The 20,241-nt window shown below is 34.2% G+C and carries 17 protein-coding genes and 1 pseudogene; 3 read left to right on the top strand and 15 right to left on the bottom strand.

Annotation, left to right across the window (positions count from 1 at the left end):
* Positions 1-15: 15 nt before the first annotated feature.
* From GFJ36_RS10810 to GFJ36_RS10800, 3 genes and pseudogenes are all read right to left on the bottom strand, one after another.
* Complete coding sequence (locus tag GFJ36_RS10810; protein ID WP_000525267.1) at positions 16-678, bottom strand: CoA transferase subunit B; 663 nt, start codon at positions 676-678, stop codon at positions 16-18.
* A complete protein-coding gene (atoD, locus tag GFJ36_RS10805; protein WP_000208097.1) occupies positions 663-1,361 on the bottom strand; it encodes an acetate CoA-transferase subunit alpha in 699 nt (232 codons plus the stop codon). The genes GFJ36_RS10810 and atoD overlap by 16 nt, the downstream gene beginning before the upstream one ends.
* Positions 1,358-2,669: pseudogene (locus GFJ36_RS10800) on the bottom strand (aspartate aminotransferase family protein). Before GFJ36_RS10800 ends, atoD begins: the two are co-directional and overlap by 4 nt.
* Positions 2,670-3,672: 1,003 nt before the next feature.
* Here GFJ36_RS10800 and GFJ36_RS10795 point away from each other — a divergent pair.
* Positions 3,673-4,422 (top strand): DUF4397 domain-containing protein, encoded by a 750-nt coding sequence (locus GFJ36_RS10795; RefSeq protein WP_000083266.1) that lies wholly within the window; start codon positions 3,673-3,675, stop codon positions 4,420-4,422.
* A 33-nt stretch (positions 4,423-4,455) separates the two neighbouring features.
* On the opposite strand, the gene GFJ36_RS10790 is transcribed toward GFJ36_RS10795, so the two are convergent.
* The gene (locus GFJ36_RS10790; protein ID WP_000425101.1) at positions 4,456-5,589 is read right to left on the bottom strand and encodes a BA2291 family sporulation histidine kinase; all 1,134 of its coding nucleotides are present in this window, start codon (positions 5,587-5,589) and stop codon (positions 4,456-4,458) included.
* Between the two features lie 234 nt (positions 5,590-5,823).
* Between GFJ36_RS10790 and GFJ36_RS10785 the strand changes: the two genes are divergently transcribed.
* Positions 5,824-6,216 carry a YueI family protein gene (locus GFJ36_RS10785; RefSeq protein WP_000247570.1) on the top strand — a complete coding sequence of 131 codons (393 nt, stop codon included), beginning with the start codon at positions 5,824-5,826 and terminating at the stop codon, positions 6,214-6,216.
* Between the two features lie 121 nt (positions 6,217-6,337).
* On the opposite strand, the gene GFJ36_RS10780 is transcribed toward GFJ36_RS10785, so the two are convergent.
* Positions 6,338-7,762, bottom strand: coding sequence for an aldehyde dehydrogenase family protein (locus GFJ36_RS10780; protein ID WP_048546594.1), 1,425 nt, complete (start codon positions 7,760-7,762; stop codon positions 6,338-6,340).
* Between the two features lie 132 nt (positions 7,763-7,894).
* Entirely contained in the window at positions 7,895-9,250 is a 1,356-nt protein-coding gene (locus tag GFJ36_RS10775) for a hemolysin family protein (protein WP_002108356.1), read from the bottom strand.
* Between the two features lie 353 nt (positions 9,251-9,603).
* On the opposite strand from GFJ36_RS10775, the gene racA reads away from it, so the two are divergent.
* Complete coding sequence (gene racA / locus GFJ36_RS10770) at positions 9,604-10,146, top strand: chromosome-anchoring protein RacA (protein WP_087982486.1); 543 nt, start codon at positions 9,604-9,606, stop codon at positions 10,144-10,146.
* Between the two features lie 96 nt (positions 10,147-10,242).
* Here racA and GFJ36_RS10765 read toward each other — a convergent pair whose 3' ends face one another.
* From GFJ36_RS10765 to GFJ36_RS10725, 9 genes are all read right to left on the bottom strand, one after another.
* Positions 10,243-10,839 (bottom strand): hypothetical protein, encoded by a 597-nt coding sequence (locus tag GFJ36_RS10765; protein WP_087982488.1) that lies wholly within the window; start codon positions 10,837-10,839, stop codon positions 10,243-10,245.
* Between the two features lie 274 nt (positions 10,840-11,113).
* Positions 11,114-12,964, bottom strand: a complete 1,851-nt coding sequence (locus tag GFJ36_RS10760) for a hypothetical protein (protein WP_098079524.1) — start codon at positions 12,962-12,964, stop codon at positions 11,114-11,116.
* Entirely contained in the window at positions 12,954-14,774 is a 1,821-nt protein-coding gene (locus GFJ36_RS10755; RefSeq protein WP_142314835.1) for an AAA family ATPase, read from the bottom strand. Before GFJ36_RS10755 ends, GFJ36_RS10760 begins: the two co-directional genes overlap by 11 nt.
* Before the next feature lie 106 nt (positions 14,775-14,880).
* Positions 14,881-15,141 (bottom strand): hypothetical protein, encoded by a 261-nt coding sequence (locus GFJ36_RS10750; protein ID WP_000391452.1) that lies wholly within the window; start codon positions 15,139-15,141, stop codon positions 14,881-14,883.
* A gap of 75 nt (positions 15,142-15,216) precedes the next feature.
* Positions 15,217-16,644 carry a basic amino acid/polyamine antiporter gene (locus tag GFJ36_RS10745; RefSeq protein WP_088063270.1) on the bottom strand — a complete coding sequence of 476 codons (1,428 nt, stop codon included), beginning with the start codon at positions 16,642-16,644 and terminating at the stop codon, positions 15,217-15,219.
* A 213-nt stretch (positions 16,645-16,857) separates the two neighbouring features.
* A complete protein-coding gene (locus GFJ36_RS10740) occupies positions 16,858-18,369 on the bottom strand; it encodes an ABC transporter permease/substrate-binding protein (RefSeq protein WP_157349554.1) in 1,512 nt (503 codons plus the stop codon).
* Positions 18,370-18,372: 3 nt separating this feature from the next.
* Complete coding sequence (locus tag GFJ36_RS10735) at positions 18,373-19,320, bottom strand: ABC transporter ATP-binding protein (protein ID WP_098230664.1); 948 nt, start codon at positions 19,318-19,320, stop codon at positions 18,373-18,375.
* Positions 19,321-19,420: 100 nt separating this feature from the next.
* The gene (locus GFJ36_RS10730; RefSeq protein ID WP_088063268.1) at positions 19,421-19,978 is read right to left on the bottom strand and encodes a YdcF family protein; all 558 of its coding nucleotides are present in this window, start codon (positions 19,976-19,978) and stop codon (positions 19,421-19,423) included.
* A gap of 158 nt (positions 19,979-20,136) precedes the next feature.
* Positions 20,137-20,241: zinc ribbon domain-containing protein (locus GFJ36_RS10725; protein WP_157349553.1), on the bottom strand; the 105-nt coding region annotated here is incomplete at its 5' end.

Raw genomic sequence — 20,241 nt, 5'->3', positions numbered from 1 at the left:
ATATTACATCTCCCCTCATTCGATTACTAGTAAGTTAGAGCCAATTTTGAAATCAGCTTCTGTATGTTGTTTTATATCTTCCACTGTGTATGGACTCATTAATTCTTGTAAAACGAGTCCACCCTGCGTCACTTCCATAACTGCCATATCCGTAATAATTAAATCTACACATTTCTTTGAAGTTAATGGTAATGTACACTCCGAAACAATCTTTGCATTTCCGTATTTATCGACATGATTCATCACAACAACGACCCGCTTCGCTTTTTGTGCCAAATCCATCGCTCCCCCAATACCTGGAACGCGTTTTCCTGGTACAATCCAGTTCGCTAAATCACCATTCTCACTTACTTGTAATGAACCAAGAATCGTTATGTCTAATAAACCTTTTCGAATCATCCCAAACGCTGTGCAACTATCAAAATAACTCGCTCCTGTAATAAGAGAAGTCGGTAAACCTGCTGCGTTACATAAATTTTCGTCTTCATTCCCTTTTCTTGGCGTAGGTCCCATACCTACAATTCCATTTTCCGCATGAAACATAACGTTTATATCGTCAGGAAGATGATTCGGTACAAGCGATGGTATACCAATACCTAAATTTACAATCATACCATTTTGTATTTCTTTCGCCGCGCGCCTAGCAATCTTATCTCTCACTTCTACGCCCATACCCATTTCCAATTCACTCCTTCCGACGGTACAATATAATTTACAAATACTCCTGGGACAACAATTTCTTCTGGATCTAAACTTCCAAGTGGAACGATTTCTTCTGCTTCTACAATCGTTATATCCCCTGCCATAGCTACGTGAGGATTCATATTACGAGCACTTTTATCAAACACAAGATTACCAAACGGATCCGCTTTTTTCGCATATACAATTGCAACCTCAGCAGTTAATGCTGTTTCAACTAAATATGTCTTGCCATTCATTTCAACTGTACGTTTTCCCTCTTCTACAATCGTATCAACACCTACATCAACTAATACACCTCCAAGTCCTACACCACCAGCACGAATACGCTCTGCTAATGTTCCTTGAGGAGAAAACTCGATTTGTAACCTTCCTTCGTTTAGCTGTCTTCCTGCATTTGGATTTGAACCAATATGTGAAGTAATTAATGATTTTACTCTTTCATTCGTAACAAGACGACCGATTCCTACATCAGGAAATCCCGTGTCATTTCCTATTAAATTTAAATTTGTAACTCCTTTTTCTAAAATCGCCTGTATTAAAGATGGAGGGGATCCAATCCCCCCAAATCCTCCAAACATTAATGTCATATCATCGTGGAACAAAGAAATTACTTCCTCTATCTCTTTTAATTTATCGAATGTATTCGTAATAGTTGTCATGCGATACTATGCCCTCCTTTTTGCATCATTTCTTCTACACTTTTTGCAAAAATTGAAAGTAATTCATCTAACTCGGAATATGTAGTTGTCATCGGCGGTGCTACAAGCAGTGCACTATCTTCTTTTCCTGCTTGCCCTGAAACAGCTTGGTATAAAAGAAGACCATTTTTAGCTGCAACCGAAATAAGTTCCGACGCTTTTGTAAACGGTTGCAATTCTACTCCAATCAGCAACCCCTTTTCCGCGCACATCAGCAATGATTGTCGATTGTTGCTGAACTTTCTGTAGTCCTTTTATTAAATACTCTCCCTTTTCTGCTGTTTTTTCAGGTAGATTATGTTTCTCCATATATTCAATAACAGCTAGAGCTGTTGCTGCAGATAATGGATTTGCACTTAACGTATGCCCACTCATTACAGAACGCGATCCACGTAAAATTGGCTCCATAACACGGTCACTTACAATCGTCGCTGCCATCGGTGTATATCCAGCTCCTAAACCTTTACCAAGAGTCATAATATCCGGTTCTACACCCCAATGCTCCATCGCAAACCATGCGCCAGTACGACCAAGCCCTGTCATTACTTCATCAGCAATAAATAAAATATCGTAATGACTACAAATATCTTTAATGACTTTATAATATTCTTTCGGCGGAACGACTGCGCCTCCAGCTGCTCCGATAATCGGTTCAGCGATAAAAGCTGCGATATGTTCTGCACCAATTCTTTCAATTGATCTTTCTAGTTCAGTCGCACAAGCAAGTTGACAAGTTGGATATACCTTTTGCACCGGACATCTAAAACAATATGGAGCTGGAATAGTTGGATAATCTTCTAAAATTGACACGAAACGTTGTCTGCGCAGTGGATGCCCAGACATTGATAAGGCTCCCATCGTAATACCGTGATAACTCATCCATCGTGACAAAATTTTATGCTTCCCTTGAATACCTCGCTCTTGAAAATGCTGGATTGCAATTTTCATAGCTGTTTCATTTGCTTCCGTACCACTATTCACAAAAAAGCTCCAGTTCAAATCTCCTACACTTAAATCGCTTAATTTCTTCGCTAATTTTTCAGCTGGTTCACTCGTAAACTGTGATCTATAAACGAAAGCAATCTCCTCTGCTTGCTTTTTTATAACATCTGCAATCTCCTTTACGCCATGCCCAATACCTGCCGTAATTGCCCCTGACGAGCCATCAAAATATTTATTTCCGTTTTGATCATACAAATACACACCTTTTCCATGTGAAATCATTGGATACGGCTGACCAACAAGTGGTTTAATTAAGTAATCGCGCATAGCGCTCCCCCATTTCTCCAATTTGTATATATATATGAAGAAAATTGACGTTTCTTTCATAAAAAAGAACCCTCTGCGAAAGCAGTGATTTTATCAAAAAACTATTATAAAATATACAAATGAGTGCTAAATATTAATTTCAAAAACAGAAAATTCAGAACTTAAAACGAAGACCAATCCTTATCTATACGCTCCAATAACCCTCCTTTATATAAAATAAACGCTTCACTACATACTTTCTTAACATAATATCAGCTTCCCTCAATTGCTGACATTGTGTAAACTTCGACGAAACTCCCTTTAAACTCCTTCCTATTCTCCTACTTTATATTGCATATTTTCAAACAAATATCGACAATTAATCCTACTAAATGCATAGCAATTATTTTTATAGAAACCTATATTTCACATACATTCTCCTCCGTTTTATACAATAAAAAAAGAACCGATTAACCACATTAATCAGTTCGGCACGACGCTCTTTTATCGGTTAATACTGCCACTCGCTAACGTAAATAGAAAAAATAATGTTACAAATTCAAAATTCATCCTACATCGTAAAGCACAAAATCGTCCATAACTCCATTCACAATTCCTTTTTGGATATCCCCATCCCAATATTTTATTCCTTTCCTTATGTTTAAACTACCTTTCCTTTATAATTTATGTAGGACAATTATCACTTTGTATGTGTATTTGCCCATTATTAAAAAAATCCCTAGTTTTCTAAGGATTTTTGGACATGTTTTCGATATGTTACTTCATACGCTCTTAAGGTTTTTTATTTCGAAATATACGTTGTAATTGGTACATCATCATCCAACATAGATGATATATTGCTGTATACTCTAGAAAATTATAAGGCTCTTTCGCCTAAAAAACACTTATCCATAAGCAATACTCTTTATTAATTTTCAACTTTTCTCCTTCAAAAAACAATTTTTTCGCATAACCTCTTTCTTATTAAGCATATAGTTTTAATGATGACAAAGGAGGAATATTCATGTCTCAATCTGAAATCGAAAAATATGGACAAGAAGCTGCACGTTACGAACAGCTCGCTCGTTACTATCAATTTAAAAATCCGAAAAAATATGTAGAATTATATATGAAATATTACGATGCGCTTACGAAACTTGTACAGGCGTATGAAAAAAGAGATTCACAAGAAGCTGCTTTACCGTCACACATACGTTTTTTTCACTCTGCTTCCAATACACCTGCGGTTGACATTTTAGTAAACGGGCAAAAGGTTATTAAAAATATTTCATTTAAACAATTTAGTCCCTATTTAACATTAGTGCAAGGTAAATACCGTATAGATATTGTCCCTGTTGGAAATGAAACTCCCATCTTTTCAGCTTTAGTACCAATAATGGGGAATCACACTTATACTTTTGCCGCAATAAATAGTGACAATCATCTACAATTACAACCTATGCTTGATAATACACATTTACCAGCTGGTCAAGCAAAAATACGCTTTGCACATTTTTCTCCAGATACCCCTGTTGTAAATGTAGATTTAAAAGGTGGAGATCATTTATTTGAAAATGTACTCTTTAAACAAATAACAGATTTTTTGGAAGTTAGTCCTGGTACAGCAGATATTGAAGTTTCACTCGCCGATAATCCCAGCGTCTTACTAACTATACCGAATTTCAAAGTCGAACCGAACATCATATATACAATTTCACTTTTAGGTTATTCAACTAAAGATCCTAAATTAGAAGCCGTTATACTTACAAATTAAAACAGTCTACACCATTCATTTGGTGTAGACTGTTTATTTTTGAAATACAATTTGAAATTCTGTCCATTCGTTATCTGAACGGCACATGATGGACCCATTATGTTTTTCTACAATTTGTTTACATACAAATAATCCAATACCAGTTCCTAACTTTTTAGTAGTTACAAATGGTTCGAAAATCATTTCTACACTTTCAGCTGGAATCATTGGCCCATTATTTTTTATCACAATTCGAATCGATTGATCTTCTTCAAATACATCAATGATAATTTTCCGTTCTTCTTTCATTGATTCTAGAGCGTCAATTGAGTTCATTAATATATTTAAAAATACTTGTCTCACTTCACTCCGATAGCCAACAAGTGGAATTGGATACGGTAAATTCTTTTCAATCGAAACATTTGCATTGACCAAACTCGGATATAAGAACTGTATAATATCTTGAAACAAATCATTAAGCCAAAATTGTTCTGATTTATTCCACATTTCTTTTTTTGATACGAGTAAAAATTGCGAAATACGAAAATTTAATTGGTCTAATTCATGCGAAATAATATCTAAATAAGATAAACTTGGATGATCTGCCTTTAATAATTTAACAAATCCCATAATTGAAGTGAGTGGGTTACGGAATTCATGTACAAAACTTGCTGACATTTGCCCTAAAATCGTCAGCCTTTCTTTATGTGTTTCGTTAATATATTGCTGTTTTTCCTCTAAATTTTTTGATATAATTTCCGAGTATTTTAAAACAGTATAATAAATTAATTTATCAAAACAAGTATGTATTTGGGCCATAATCGGTTTCAATTCACGTGCGCTAACATCTAATTCACACATCGCTTCGAAAAGTTCATTTCTTCCCACATTTGCATTATAAACAAAGTCTCCAATATTCGCATCTGCCCCAGCACGTTCAATAGCAATTTTCTCGCATAATGGCTGAAGATAATCTATATCTTTTTCTTCCATAGTAAGTTCGATAATTAACTCTAATAAATCCTCTCCATTTTGAACTGCTTCTAGTTTAAATGGATCTTTATCGGAAATTATCATTTTGTTTTTCCAGTTCTCAACGAATTGGTGCCTGTTGTTTTTCAAGTGCGAACAAAATACTTCTTTAATATCCTTATCGATTGGAAAAACCCCCATTCCCTCCATTTCCATGCGACGAACACCCTTTATATTTTGAATATTAACACAAAAAATGCGATTCGTTAATAGATTATTGTCACATTTTGTTAATATGTGTTGATAAAATTTTTAATGTCCTTATTAATTGTTTAGATTGATACATTCCATTTTCCTTCCTTTCATTCAAAGTTTTTTACATTCGATGCGACTTTTTTTTGCATCCTGCTTCATTCTTTCGTACAATAGAAAATGAAAGGTGTGAAAAATATGGTAAATAAAAATGTGGAAGATTATCTCCAAGAAGGCATTTACGGCCAAAAGCAGAACAAACCAGAAGAACGTAATATGTATTTAACTACGTTACGTGAGCGTGTAGAAATCGCTTTAACTATCGGTCAAGTAATGCAAAGTAATGTATATTCTGAAGTAGCTAGTAGCATGCGCTCTTCTCAATCATTACAAATATTCCTAAATGGTGGCATTGCTTACCCACATTTATCAAAATACATTAAATTAGCAAATGAAAAAAATGTTCCTTTTACAATTGTTCAAAATAAAGGTATAGAAACACCAATCGGTTTAGTATTATCTCATAGCACTGCTGTTGACAAAGAACAAATTTATGTAGAAGATGCTATTTTCAAACAAGAAATGAAGTAAAAGGTACACTTGGTTAAATTAAATCGTTCCGAGAAACGTAAAACAAACAATAAAAAAACGAGTATGGAATCGTAAACATTTCCAGCTCGTTTTTTATTAGGATATTTAAGCTCGCTCTACTTTATTTTTTAATACACACTAATTTCATTTCTGTCATTTCTTCTATTGCATATTTAATTCCTTCACGCCCCGTACCACTTTCCTTAACACCACCGTAAGGCATATGATCTACCCTAAACGTTGGAATATCATTAATCATGACACCACCAACCTCTAGCTCATCAATTGCACGCATTGCTTTAAACAAATTATTTGTAAACACACCTGCTTGTAGACCGTAACGTGAATGATTTACTTGCTCAATTGCCTCATCAAATTCTTTAAATGTATTTACTGTCATGAGTGGACCAAATACTTCTTGGCACTGAACAGATACATACTCTGGAACATTTGTTAATACAGTTGGTTCAAAAATCCTTGCATCACGTTTCTTACCACCGTATAAAACAGTAGCACCTTCCTTAATAGCTTCTTGCACCCACATTTCTATTCGCTCTACATCTTTTTTCGAAATTAAAGCCGATACGTCCGTTTCTTCCAGCAATGGATCACCAACAATAACTGTTTCCATCGCTATCTTTAGCTTTGAAAGAAATTCATCCATTCTCTTTTCATGTACAAAAACACGTTGTACCGAAATACAAACTTGTCCATTGTTTACATATGCTCCCCATTTTACACGTTCAATTACTTCATCTGTTAATTCTACATCTTCATCAATAATAACAGCAGCATTTGATCCCAGTTCCAACGTAACTCGCTTTAACCCAGCCTTTGCCTTAATTCCAATTCCAACTTTCGGACTTCCCGTAAAAGTAATGGATGCAACATCATCATTTGTAACTATCGCCTCACCTACAGTTGAACCGGGACCAGAAATAATATTTAAAGCTCCTTTTGGCAATCCTGCCTCTTCAAATAATTCAACTAATGCGTAAGACGATAATGGCGTTTGATCAGCTGGTTTTAACACAACTGTATTTCCGGCAGCAATTGCAGGGCCGACTTTATGTGCCACTAAATTTAATGGGAAATTAAATGGTGTAATAGCTCCTATAACCCCTATCGGTTTTCGTATTGTGTATGCAATACGTCCATCTGCACCAGGTGCTGCATCAAGTGGCAGTGTCTCGCCGTATATACGCTTCGCTTCTTCCGCTGCAAATTTGTATGTCTGAACGGTACGATCTACTTCTCCCCTCGCAGCACGAATTGGTTTTGCAGCCTCTTTTGCAATAATCTCTGCAAATTCTTCTCTTCTTTCATCCATTTTTTGTGCAACCTTCTCTAAAATAGTCGCACGATCATATGCAGATAATGTATTCATTTTTTTCATTGCATTTTTTGCAGCAGTAACAGCCTCTTGTACATCTTCTTCCGTTCCTTGTGCAATTTCCGCTAACGTTTCTTCAGAATATGGTGCGTATAATGGTTTATAAGTGTTTACAGACTTCCAATCTCCATTTATATATAAATGCTTTTTCATAAATCTTCTCCTTCCAAATATATGTATGCAACAATATTTCACCTAGTGAAAGGTCTGGCTTATGCCATTGTATCATAGCCCTTATTCTGCCAAAAATATTATGCTCAAAAAAACCCTGCCATATAGCAGAGTCTACGAACTAATTTGTTCTTGAAATGGAATTTGTTTTTCATCTTCTAAAATAACAATTGATTCTACAGTTTTTGTAACTTCTAATCTCTTTATATAGTGTCCATCTAATTCTTTTACACAAAACTTATAATTTTCAATTTCAATGAAATCCTCTTCAGCAATTTCTATATTCTTCGTTAAAATCCAACCACCGATTGTATCAACACCATTATCATCAATTGTTAAACCTAATAACGTATTCACTTCACTAACAAGTACTTTTCCCTCTAGTATTGTTTTCGTTTCACTAACTTGTTGAATTTCTGGCTGTTCATCCGTATCAAATTCATCTTGAATATCTCCCACTATTTCTTCTAAAATGTCTTCAACTGTAACAAGTCCAGACGTACCACCATATTCATCTATCAATATAGCAATATGCGTTCTTTCTTTTTGCATTTTTAAAAATAAGTCATGTATTGGGATAGAGTCGATAACTAAAATGATTGGCCTAATATATTGCTCTACTTTCTTATTACTTACTGCATTATGCTGCACAAAATCTGTGAAAATATCTTTAAAGTTTACAAAGCCTATTACGTGATCTTTGTCCCCATCTACAACTGGATATCTCGTATATTTTTCCCGAGACATTTTTTGCAAAGCTTCTTCAGCAGGCATTTCTTTACTTATAATATGCATCTCAGTTCGGGGGACCATTATTTCTTTCGCTATACGATCATCAAATTCAAAAATTTTATTTACATATTTATATTCAGATTGATTAATCTCTCCATTTTTGTAACTTTCTGAAACTAACAACCGTAATTCTTCTTCTGAATGAACCTCATCGTGCCCTTTCGGTGGTTTCAGCCCTAACAACTTCGTAATAATTCGAGCTGATCCATTTAGGATCCAAATAAATGGAAACGCCATACGATAAAAGAAAATTAACGGTTTAGCAACAAACAAACTCACTTGTTCAGCTTTTTGAATCGCGAATGTTTTTGGGGCCAATTCCCCTATTACAACATGTAAAAATGTAATAAACAAAAACACTAAAATTACAGCAAAAATGTCTGCTAGTTGAGTAGAAATGTTCAAATTTACAAAAAGCGTGTCAAACATTTGCTTTAACGCCGGTTTACCAAACCACCCAATCCCCAGAGCTGTAACTGTTATTCCTAGCTGACAAGCAGATAAATATTCGTCTAAGTTTGTAATGACTGTTTTGACAGATGTTGCGCGATTATTTCCTTCTGCAATTAAATAGTCAATTCGTGAACTTCGCACTTTAACAATTGCAAATTCTGCTGCGACGAAAAATGCCGTTAAGGCAATTAAAACAATCACTATACTTATACTATATATGTCCAAATACTTCTCCTTACTTACATTGTAAGCAAGGAAGCCACCTCCTACTTAATTTTATTCAAGTGAAGTAAGCATTCTAATACTCTAACAAAATTCTACATTAGCAACCACCTTTTTATATATTATATGCATACATAAAAAAGATATTTATCATTATGATAATCTAATTCATTTCCCTTAGTCAAATAGTTCTAAATCTTAAGATAAAATATTTTATATAAACGATATATTCTTCACAGGTTCATTTCGTGAAAAAACACTTTCTTTGCCGATTCCACACTTCTTTTGTCACACTAGAAGGGAACTTCCTTCCTAGATCGAAATCATTCAACAGGATATATATAGGAGGGATTATTTTGGAATATAAAACACCATTTATCGCAAAAAAATTAGGTGTTAGCCCAAAGGCTGTTGTCCGGATTGCACAACAATTAAATCTTACGATAGAAAAAAATAAATATGGTCACTTTATTTTCACACAAGAAGATTTAGATCAAATGTTAGAATTCCATCTTTCACAAATAGAGCAGCCTCAAAACTCTCACCCTACTCAAAAAACATCATCAAATGATGTTGAAGAATTAAAAACTCAAGTAAATACAATCGTTCAAAACAAATCATCACATGAATTTGAGCAATTAGCAGCTCAATTAAACACTATTACGAGAAGGCTAGATCGAATGGAAGAACAAATGCAAGATAAGGCAAATGATGTTGTTACGTACCAACTTTTACAACATCGCCGTGAAATGGAGGAAATGTTAGAGCGAATTCAAAAGCTAGAAGCTTCCCTCAAGAAAGAAGAACCAATATATATTACTCCCGATTCAAAACCAACATATGAACGAGAAAAGAAGCCGAAGCGCCGCAAAATGATTTTTAGTATATTTGGATTATAATTTTTAGACCCTTATTAAAATAATAAGGGTCTTTTTTCATGAAGAATGACTTCATATTAAAATAGTATTCTCTTTATTATATATATTCATTTCTCTTTATTTTGTTAACATAATATTCTTACTGTATTCTGCGATTAATGTCTGTGCATGAGCATTCCCTTGAATCACATCTCGAAATTCTTTTAAAGAATACAAATGCGTAGCCCCTTTTCGGGCATGAATTCGCACTGGTACACCTTGTAAAGTATCATGAAACTGAAATGGCTTATCTACCGGTTCAATTGGGAAACCGAGTGTTAATAAATACATATACATTCTTTTTGTCACTGCTGCAATATACCATTCTGCTTTCGTTTCTAATGCATGCATAAATAAAATAGCTGTTAGTCTTTTGAAGTGTCCTCTACCACGAGACGTTTTCGCAATACTCAACTTGCCTATTTCATACACATTTTTTAAATCTTTCACTAAATCATTTTTAGAAAACGGATAGAAAAACTCAGAATTCGATTGCTCTGGTTCCGTATACTTAATACATTCTACTGTACCAATATGATGTTCATCTTCTATTAATAAAAATCGTGATGGATTTAAATTACGTTCTACGAACATTAAGTTTCTTTCTTCACAAAAATCTCCCCATAGTTGCTCGAACCAAAAATGTTCTTCTTTTGTTTGAACACGCTGGAACATATTTACCCGCCTTTCCCATCGCCGCTCTGTTTTTGATAACGCTTTCACTATCTATCATATAAGAACAAATCTTCGTATGCAACTAAAAATATTTATGACTTATTATATTCTGCAAAACGAATTAAATTCCATCTTAATCGTCTTTTGTCCCTCATGTACCGTTCTTCTAACAATATATTTATATTACTTTCAAATTCAAATCGTATAAAGCTGTCTTCCATACAGCATATATTTCTTCTTAATCTAAAAAAATCCTTTATAAAAAAGGATTTTTTTACTTCTTCATGCTTTTTAACCACTTCTCAAAAATTTGTACCATTCCATGTTTTCCGGCTAATTTCTCTTCCCCTTGTTTCGTTTTATATGGATATAATTGTAAGAACACACCACATCCAGACTCAATTTTTTTACTATGCATATGACTTCCTGGATATACACAAATAACTTCATAAATGGCCCTTCGATAATAGACTCTCTTTCCATCCTGTTCTTCTACATATTTTATAGACCAGTACTTATACATTTGCTCAGTTGCCTTCGTATTTCCAACGTGCTGAAAAATGTTGTACATTGGGCTATACTTCACTTCAATAATAATAGAAGATTGATATACGTATTTTCCTTCTTCCTTTACATAACAGTCTAAGCGAATGTCTGGCTTCTTCGTATCTTCTCCATTATAAAAATTACTCCCTTTACTTAATGCAATAAGGGGATGAGTTTCAATTAAATCATTAAATGCGACATGTACTCTAATATCATCTCGGTGTAAAACTACTGTCGTTCCATCCTGTAATCCATCTACATAAAAATGTTCTTGAATTTGTTCACGAATGGAATTTCTAGCCTCAAAACCAATTTGCTCTAACATGGAAATAACGATAAAAAAAGCGTAATATTCATACACTAAAAATGTTGGTTTATAAACAAATAATAAAGATGGAGATTGTTCTGTATATTGTGGAAGTACATCTAAATGCTGTAGTAGTTGTTGATGTGGTATCGGTAAATTATGTGAGTACATGTTACCTGTTTCGGAAACTTCTCTCCAAAATGGAGAATGCATTAAAGTTTGAAAGTATTGTACACTTTCATGTACAAAGTGCGCTAATATTTTATATTCTTGTATCTTCATAGAGCTTTTTCGCAAATCCGCCTCTTTTAGTAAATGAATATTTTTATATTTTTGTTTCTCTCTATCGGTCACTGATCCATTACGCTCAATTGTTTGTATAATCGTTTTTACAGCTTGAAATTCTTCTGATTTCTTCCTTTTTGCTCTTTCTAATATTTCAATTGTTTGGCGCAAAAAACTTTCAGCTTCAAGTAAATAGAAATAAAATTGCATCGCTTTAAATTTAAGAAATGCATTTTCCTTACTATTTTTTTGTTCTATAAACTTACGATTATAATATTTTGCATACGGTTTTCTTTCCGCCACTATGGCTCCTTTTCTCGTTGCTTTCCGCTCTTTTTCTTCCCATTTATATTCATGTATAAATTTTGAACTCGATTCTATTTTCTTAAAAATTTGCTTTATCTTTTTCATTTTTTGCGGCAACTTTCTAAGTAACACTAAATAAGAAGAATCTTCAATATCACTAAGTGCAGAGAAAGTCTTTTTATAATAACCTCTATCTAAAATCAACTCATTCAAAATTGACTTTACATAGTTTTGAATCATTTCAAATTGATCATCAAAAAAATTTTTGGGAACGATTTGAAATGCGCCATAATACGTTCTATCTTCTATATTCACTTCAAAATGATATAATCCACAACGCCATGGATAAAAGAATTCCGTTTTTCCATGTTCATATATTAATACCTTTTGTTTTTTTTCATTTATTTCATATTTTGACTCTTTTATATTTTTCTGTCCCTCATATACTTTATTCCATATAAAAGTAATATTCATTGGACTTTCATAATGGTAATGCAATCTAATTGGTTTTAATTCTTGTACTTTATAAATACATTGAACTAATGCTGTAGTAGATGTACAAAGACGATTTAATAAAATATATTCCCCCTTTGCCTCAGTTCCAATGATTAACTTTAATACAAAAGGGAGTGTTTCTTTCGTATCAACGATTTCTGTTTCATATCGCCCTTCATTTTGCATAGCCATACAGCTCCAGTTCTCTACGCTTTTCTCTTATATATGCTAAAGAGTGTTCAAATGTAGATACTCTGTTTGCAAGTGGCGATTGCAAAAGAGGTAGTAATGTCGCCCCCCTTTTTACGTCTTCAGAAAGTAAAGACCCAACCATCATTTCAGTACCTCTTATTTTCGTCAATACACGTTGCTTGATTTGTAAATCAAATCCCTCTTCTCTACTGATCATATAGGAATGATTATTTTGGAACGGTATATTTTGCAAGTAAGTAGCGATTGCGTTTGCACATCGAAATGAAATTCCCTTTGACATATCATGTGATGACAATACAACATGTAACTTATCTAATAGTTCTAACTCTTCTTCAGAAAACACCTCAATCATCGCTTTATTCCTGACCCAGCTTATACGAAATTCTCCTGCAGTTACTTTCAGAGGTGGTTGTAATACAATTTTCTCTTGTTCCATACACATCTCACAAAACGGAATCTTTTGTAACGTTATTAAATTCGTCCGATCTAATAATCGATCTGAGAGTTCTTTCGTTGTTTCATCAAAATTTACTGTACCTACAAATATAATATTTTCACCAATTTCAATTGTTGATGGAATTGGATTTTCTTTTTCTTGTACACCTTCATACAAATTTAGAATACGGTTTTGCTTTTCAAGTTGAAGAACAGATAGAAATGGAGTAAACCAATGCTCAATATGTGACATATTCATTTCATCAAAAACGATTATATATAGTTGATTTTGATTTTCTTTTGCCTTCATTAACGCCCTAACTAATTTTGTTTCACTTTCAATAAAAGTACCATTTTGGTGAAGGTAACCAAGTAAATCATGTGGTTCTTGATACGATGGTGAAATCGGAATCCAAACCAATTCTTCCCCATACTGTAATCCAAGTGCTTCTGCATAAGCTTGCACAAATCGGGATTTCCCAGCGCCTGGTATACCACCTAGAATCGTCAACATATTTGTTTTCGCACTTATATGGAAATTATAAATGTCCGTTTCATCCAAATATAGCCCTTTATTACGTACAAAACTTTTTACATACTGTAAAAAGACGGATTCACGCTCATCCCATTCCCATTCATCCTTGTGCACTTTTATTTCCTCTACTTCTACATGCTTACCTTCTTCAGTCATTCGTTTTTTTAATTGCTCATACATGTGATTGCTTACAAAATACAATTGATCTTCTACCGCTATTTCCACATACTTCATCCAGTCATTTAAGTCTATATACTTACATTCCCGCTGCTGTTCAAAATATGCGATTGAACTAATTGATGATGACTTTAAAGATATATTTCCATATAACCTTCCATCGTGCCACAATAATTCGGGAGGCTCAAAGTCTTTCGGATATTTTGGCATTAGAAATGACAAATAGCCATTTCCAAGTTTTCTTTCTAAAGACTCTCCTTTTTTGTATTCGGAAACTTTAGGTACTGGAATCATTTTATAGCCATTGGCCATTTCTCGTGGTTCTTCTGCACAAATTAGCTCCACGTATATATGTCCTCTTTCATAATAGAGACGAAACATAACCAATTGCTTTTCTAATTTTCTTTTCTTTAATTCCGAAAAGACTTTTTCATTCTTTTTATTGCTACATAAACCTTCAAATACGTATGGTTCATTTTTTAATTGCTCTTGTAACGTGAATGGTATTGGCGATAGGCATTGTACAAAGAAGTTCTCTCCATTCTTCTCTCTCTCTGCTTTTGTAAACTTTCCGATAAACCTCATATAGTACATTCTTTTTATAAAACTTGGCTGAAGAGCTTTATGTAATCTCACCTTCGTCACCTTCTTTTTTTCATACTATTCTTAGTGTATGAAAGAAACGAAAAACTAGAAACAAAAAACCTGACGTTATCCGCCAGGTTCAAAATTAAGACGTATATTAATGAGATGGAAATGCTTTTTTCTCTTGTAAAATGGCATTATGAGCAATTTTCATTTTAGCAAGTACATATCGTAATCGATCTTCAGCGTTTTCATCTGTATTTTGCTGTAATTCCGCCAAATTCTCTACAGCACTCGCTAAATTTTCAATCACTCCTCGTAGTTCAGGATGATGATTAAAAAAGGATTCTTGCACTAATACTTTCCTTACTTCACTCGCTAAATCAACAATTCTGGTTAACTGTTCTTTTTCTTCCATTTTCATCCCTCCTGAATATCTTATGTATTAAATATTCTCTAGACAAAGAAAAAAGCCCTTTATTTAAAAGGACTTTTACATTTTTATATTTCCAGTTAATAACATATAAAGTGATGTGATAGCTGCGATAACAATTGCCCACATTACATATCTCTCAATACCTTTAAAACAACGATTTCCTTTTTCTTTTCTTGCATACATGTAAACAATAATCCCAATTCCATACACGATTGAAACAAGTAATAAATTTTTCAAACCTGCTGCATATAGAAGCCATACAGAATAAGTAGAAGCAATTAAAGCTAACGAGCCGTTTTTTACTTTTGCATCTTTTAGTTCGTTTGTAATAACTAATTTAAATTGGAATAACGCTGATAATAAATATGGTACTAAAATTGATGTTGAAGCAATAAAATACATAATTTGATATGTTGATTCTGAAAACAGAACGATTATAAATATAATTTGGGCAACGCCATTTGAGATCCATAATGCCATATGTGGCGTTTGTTTTTTATTTGTTTTCGTAAAGACTTTCGGAAACACGCCATCTTTTCCTGCTACGTGGGAAATTTCAGAAACAAGTAAAAACCAGCCTATTAATGTACCTACTAGTGAAGCAACTAACCCAATGTTAATCGCAACGGCGCCCCATGTCCCAACAACATGTTCTAATACATGTCCCATTGACGGGGTTTCTAACACGGAAAGCTCTCCTCTTGTCATCGCTCCCATAGACAAGACAGAAATTAAAATATAAATAGACATTACTAAAATAAGTCCAAGTACTGTTGCTTTACCAACATCTCGGCTATTTTTCGCTCTACCAGATAATACAACCGCTCCTTCAACCCCAATGAAAACCCAAAGAGTTACAAGCATTGTATTTTTCACCTGACCAAGTATAGAGGAAATTGATATAGTTCCTTCTCCCCAAAAATCATGTGTAAATGTATCCCAGCGAAACGCCGTTACCATTACAACAATAAATAATACGATTGGAACTAATTTCCCTATCGTTGCAATAACATTCATAATAGATGCTTCACGAATTCCAAATAAAATTAGAAAATGAAGTGTCCATAATAAAAGTGATGCACCAACGATAGACGCAACATTATTTCCACCTTTAAAAATGGGGAAGAAATAACCTAATGTACTAAACAGTAACATGATTGTTGCAACGTTTCCTAAAATTCCTGCTAGCCAATATCCCCAAGCACTGTTAAATCCGATATATTCTCCGAAACCAGCACGTGCATAACTATAAATTCCGCCCTCAAGCTCCGGTTTTTGTCTTGCTAACGTTTGATATACGAGCGCGAGTGGAATCATTCCCATCGCTGTAATACACCAACCAATTATTATAGAGCCGCTATTTGCTCCTACTGCTAAATCATGCGGTAAACTAAAAACACCGCCACCAACCATCGTTCCGACTACTAATGCAATTAATGGAAAAAACCCTAACTTCTTTTCTATTTGTACCACCCCATCTGTCATTCTAGGTGTTATGTTCGTTCAACTATTAAAGTCACCTTTTTCTCTAATAGACGTTTCTCTTATATTTTTTCAGGAAAACATTACTTATTCTAAAAGAAAATGAAGAAAAATGGAATACTTTTTTGAAAAAATGTATAAGTATGCACAAAAAAACCGTTCATTTTGTAATGAACGGTCATTTCATACATATAAATTTGTATATTTCTTGTAAAATTAACGAAGTAAATTCTCTTTTTGTAAAAATTGTTTCGCAACTTCTTCACTACTTTTTCCATTCACATTTACTTCATAATTCATTTTTCGCATTTCTTCATCTGTAATCTTCCCAGATAATGTATTTAATACTTTTTCAAGTTCAGGATATTTCTGTAACGTCTCTTTTCTTAATAAAGGTGCACCTTGGTACGGTGGGAATAACCCTTTATCATCTTTTAGCACTTTCAGTCCATACTGCTCAAGTTCACTATCAGTTGAATATGCATCGATTACGTTAACATCCCCTGATTGAATTGCACTATAACGTAGTTTCGGTTCCATCGTTTTCACATTTAAAAACTTATAGTTATATAATTTTTGCATTCCTTTATAACCGTCTTCACGATCAGCAAATTCTAATGTGAATCCTACTTTAGCATCCTGTGCCATTTTTCCTAAATCAGAAATTGTATTTATATTATTTTGATCTGCTATTTTTTTCGGCATAGCTAGTGCATATGTATTGTTATACTCCATCGGCTTCAACATAACCATATTATATTTCTTTTCCATTCCAATGCGAGCCTGCTCATATACTTCATCCCGATTTGTGCTTTTTGGCTCTTCTTTCACAAAAGTAGATAAAGCTGTTCCCGAAAACTCAGGGTATATATCTACTTCTCCTGATTTCAATGCTTCAAATACAAATGCTGTTTTTCCAAGACCTGGTTTTAATTCTACGTGTAAATCGGTATCCTGTTCAATAAGCTGCTTATACATTTGAATTAAAATTTCAGGTTCTGATCCAAGTTTTCCGGCAATAACAATATCTTTCTTTTGTGTGTTCCAAAGAAAGGGAGAAGCAATCATTATACAAGTAATACATATCGTCAATATAATACGCTTAGAAGAGCGTTTTGGACTCTCAAGCACTCGAAGTACTACATCAAAGAATAAAGCGAGTAACGCGGCTGGTACGGCCCCTAAAATGATAAGCGCATGATCATTTCGATCGATACCAAGTAATATGAGTTTTCCGAGCCCACCAGCACCTATAAGAGCTGCTAATGTAGCTGTTCCAACAATTAATACCATCGCCGTACGAATACCGGCCATAATAATTGGTAATGCAAGAGGAAGCTCTACCTTCCACAGTCTTCTCCAGCTATTCATCCCCATAGCTCTCGCTGCTTCGATTAAAGATTCATCTAACTTCCTTATTCCTGTATATGTGTTTCGTAAAATAGGTAATAGTGCATACACAACTAATGCAATAATGGCTGGGAGTTTTCCAATTCCTACTAACGGAATTAAAAGTCCGAGTAATGCAAGTGATGGCACTGTCTGCATAACCGCAGAAGTTCCTATTATAAATTCAGCCATTCGTTGTTTTCTCGTTAATAAAATGCCAAGTGGCACCGCAATAATTACTGCAAAAAATAGTGAAATAAGCGATATTTGTAAATGCTCACTTAATGCAGTTAGTAATTCTATTTTTCGCTCTTGGAACGTTTGTATAAAATCAGTCACTGTTTAGCCTCTTTCCTTCATTTGTTCAACAATGTAATTAACAATATGACGACTTGTTAAAGCTCCAACATATTGACCATTTTCTTCAACTGGAACGACTTCGTCAGCTCGTACACGAACTAATGCTTCTTGTAAAGAAGAATGCAATGATAATGCATCCCCTTCTACCCGTATACTTTCATCAAGTGGCAATACATCTTCTATACTTTTCCCCTCATACCAAGATTGTCCACGATTTCCAATGAACTCTTCTACAAACTCATTTTTCGGATTATGTATAATACCTTCTGGTGTATCTAATTGAACTACTTTTCCTTCTTTCATAATACAAATACGATCTCCAAGTGATAATGCTTCTTGCATATCATGTGTTACGAATACAATTGTTTTTTGAATCTTCTTTTGCAATTGTACGATATCCTTTTGAAGCTGTTCCCTACTTAATGGATCTAACGCACTAAACGGTTCATCCATAAGAACGATTTTCGGGTTTGCGGCTAATGCTCTTACGACACCAACGCGCTGCTTTTGCCCTCCTGACAATTCATCAGGCATACGATCGCGATATACGTCTGGGTCTAGCCCGACCATCTGTAGCAACTCATCGACACGAGCTTTTATTTTTTCTTTGCTCCATTTTCTCATTTCAGGAACAACTGCAATATTTTCTGCAATTGTCATATGCGGAAACAAAGCGATTTGCTGCAATACGTATCCTATATTCCAACGCAATTCATTAATATTATATTGTTGAATATCTTTTCCATCGATTAAAATAGATCCTTCAGTCGTTTCAATTAAACGGTTAATCATTTTCATTGTCGTTGTTTTCCCGCAACCACTCGGACCAATGAGAACAAAAAATTCTCCCTTTTTAATTTCTAAATGCAATGAATCCACTGCTTTCATGCCATCTTCATACGCTTTTGACACATGATTAAATTGAATCACAAATACAACTCCTTTAATGTTGTTTCCTTTATTTTGATGGAATACGGCATTCATTTCAAATGATACGCTTTATAATTAAAAAAGAGCTCAAATTTGAGCTCTAACGGTCGAACAATATCGTTTTCATTATTGCAGCATATTCACGTACATACATTTTTTTCTTAGAGCGCATTGGTGTTTCAGCAGCTAGTGCCTCCATCTTCATGCCTAAACGCTTTGCAATTATTTTGGTCCTATACAAATGATACGTATTACTTACAACTACCGCATGTTTCACATCATATAAATCCATACTAAACTTTAAATTCTCATACGTATTTGTAGATTGATCTTCTATTAAAATACGACTCTCATCTATACCATGTACCATTAAATAGTTTCTCATACTATGAGCTTCCGGTATATCTTCATCTTCCCCTTGACCACCTGAAACAATTACTTTCGCTTCAGGATGGGAATGTAAATATTCCAACGCTACATCCAAACGGTTTTGAAGAGATAAAGACGGTCTATCTCCAAATAACTTTGCGCCTAAAATAAGAACGTACGGAGAGTGATTACTCAATTTTTCACGAGCAACTTTCTTCATTCGAAACGTCATATAAAGAATGTACAGTGGTGGAAATAATAAGATTATAAGCAAGATCCATTTGTTCATAAATAAGTTTGCACTCCGATACGATAAACTTAACTAAATCTATACAATTCAATCAAATTTACACAAGTTAGTGCTTCAAAGTGTTCTCGCAACCCCGAAGGGACGAGGGGTATAACACTCCACACGAGGCAGTATCGTTACCTCCTATTATCAAGCATTTATTTTACCCATCTTGATAAATTTATCGAAGCATTAAAATCTCTATCGTGGTGGCTATTGCACCCAACACAACGCCACTCACGTATTTTTAAACTCCACTGTCC

Origin of the sequence: Bacillus sp. EE-W1 (genome assembly GCF_009760835.1) — a bacterium.
Lineage (GTDB): Bacteria > Bacillota > Bacilli > Bacillales > Bacillaceae_G > Bacillus_A > Bacillus_A wiedmannii.
The sequence above is the reverse complement of the archived record's forward strand: the minus strand, read 5'-3'. Positions and strand labels throughout refer to the sequence as shown.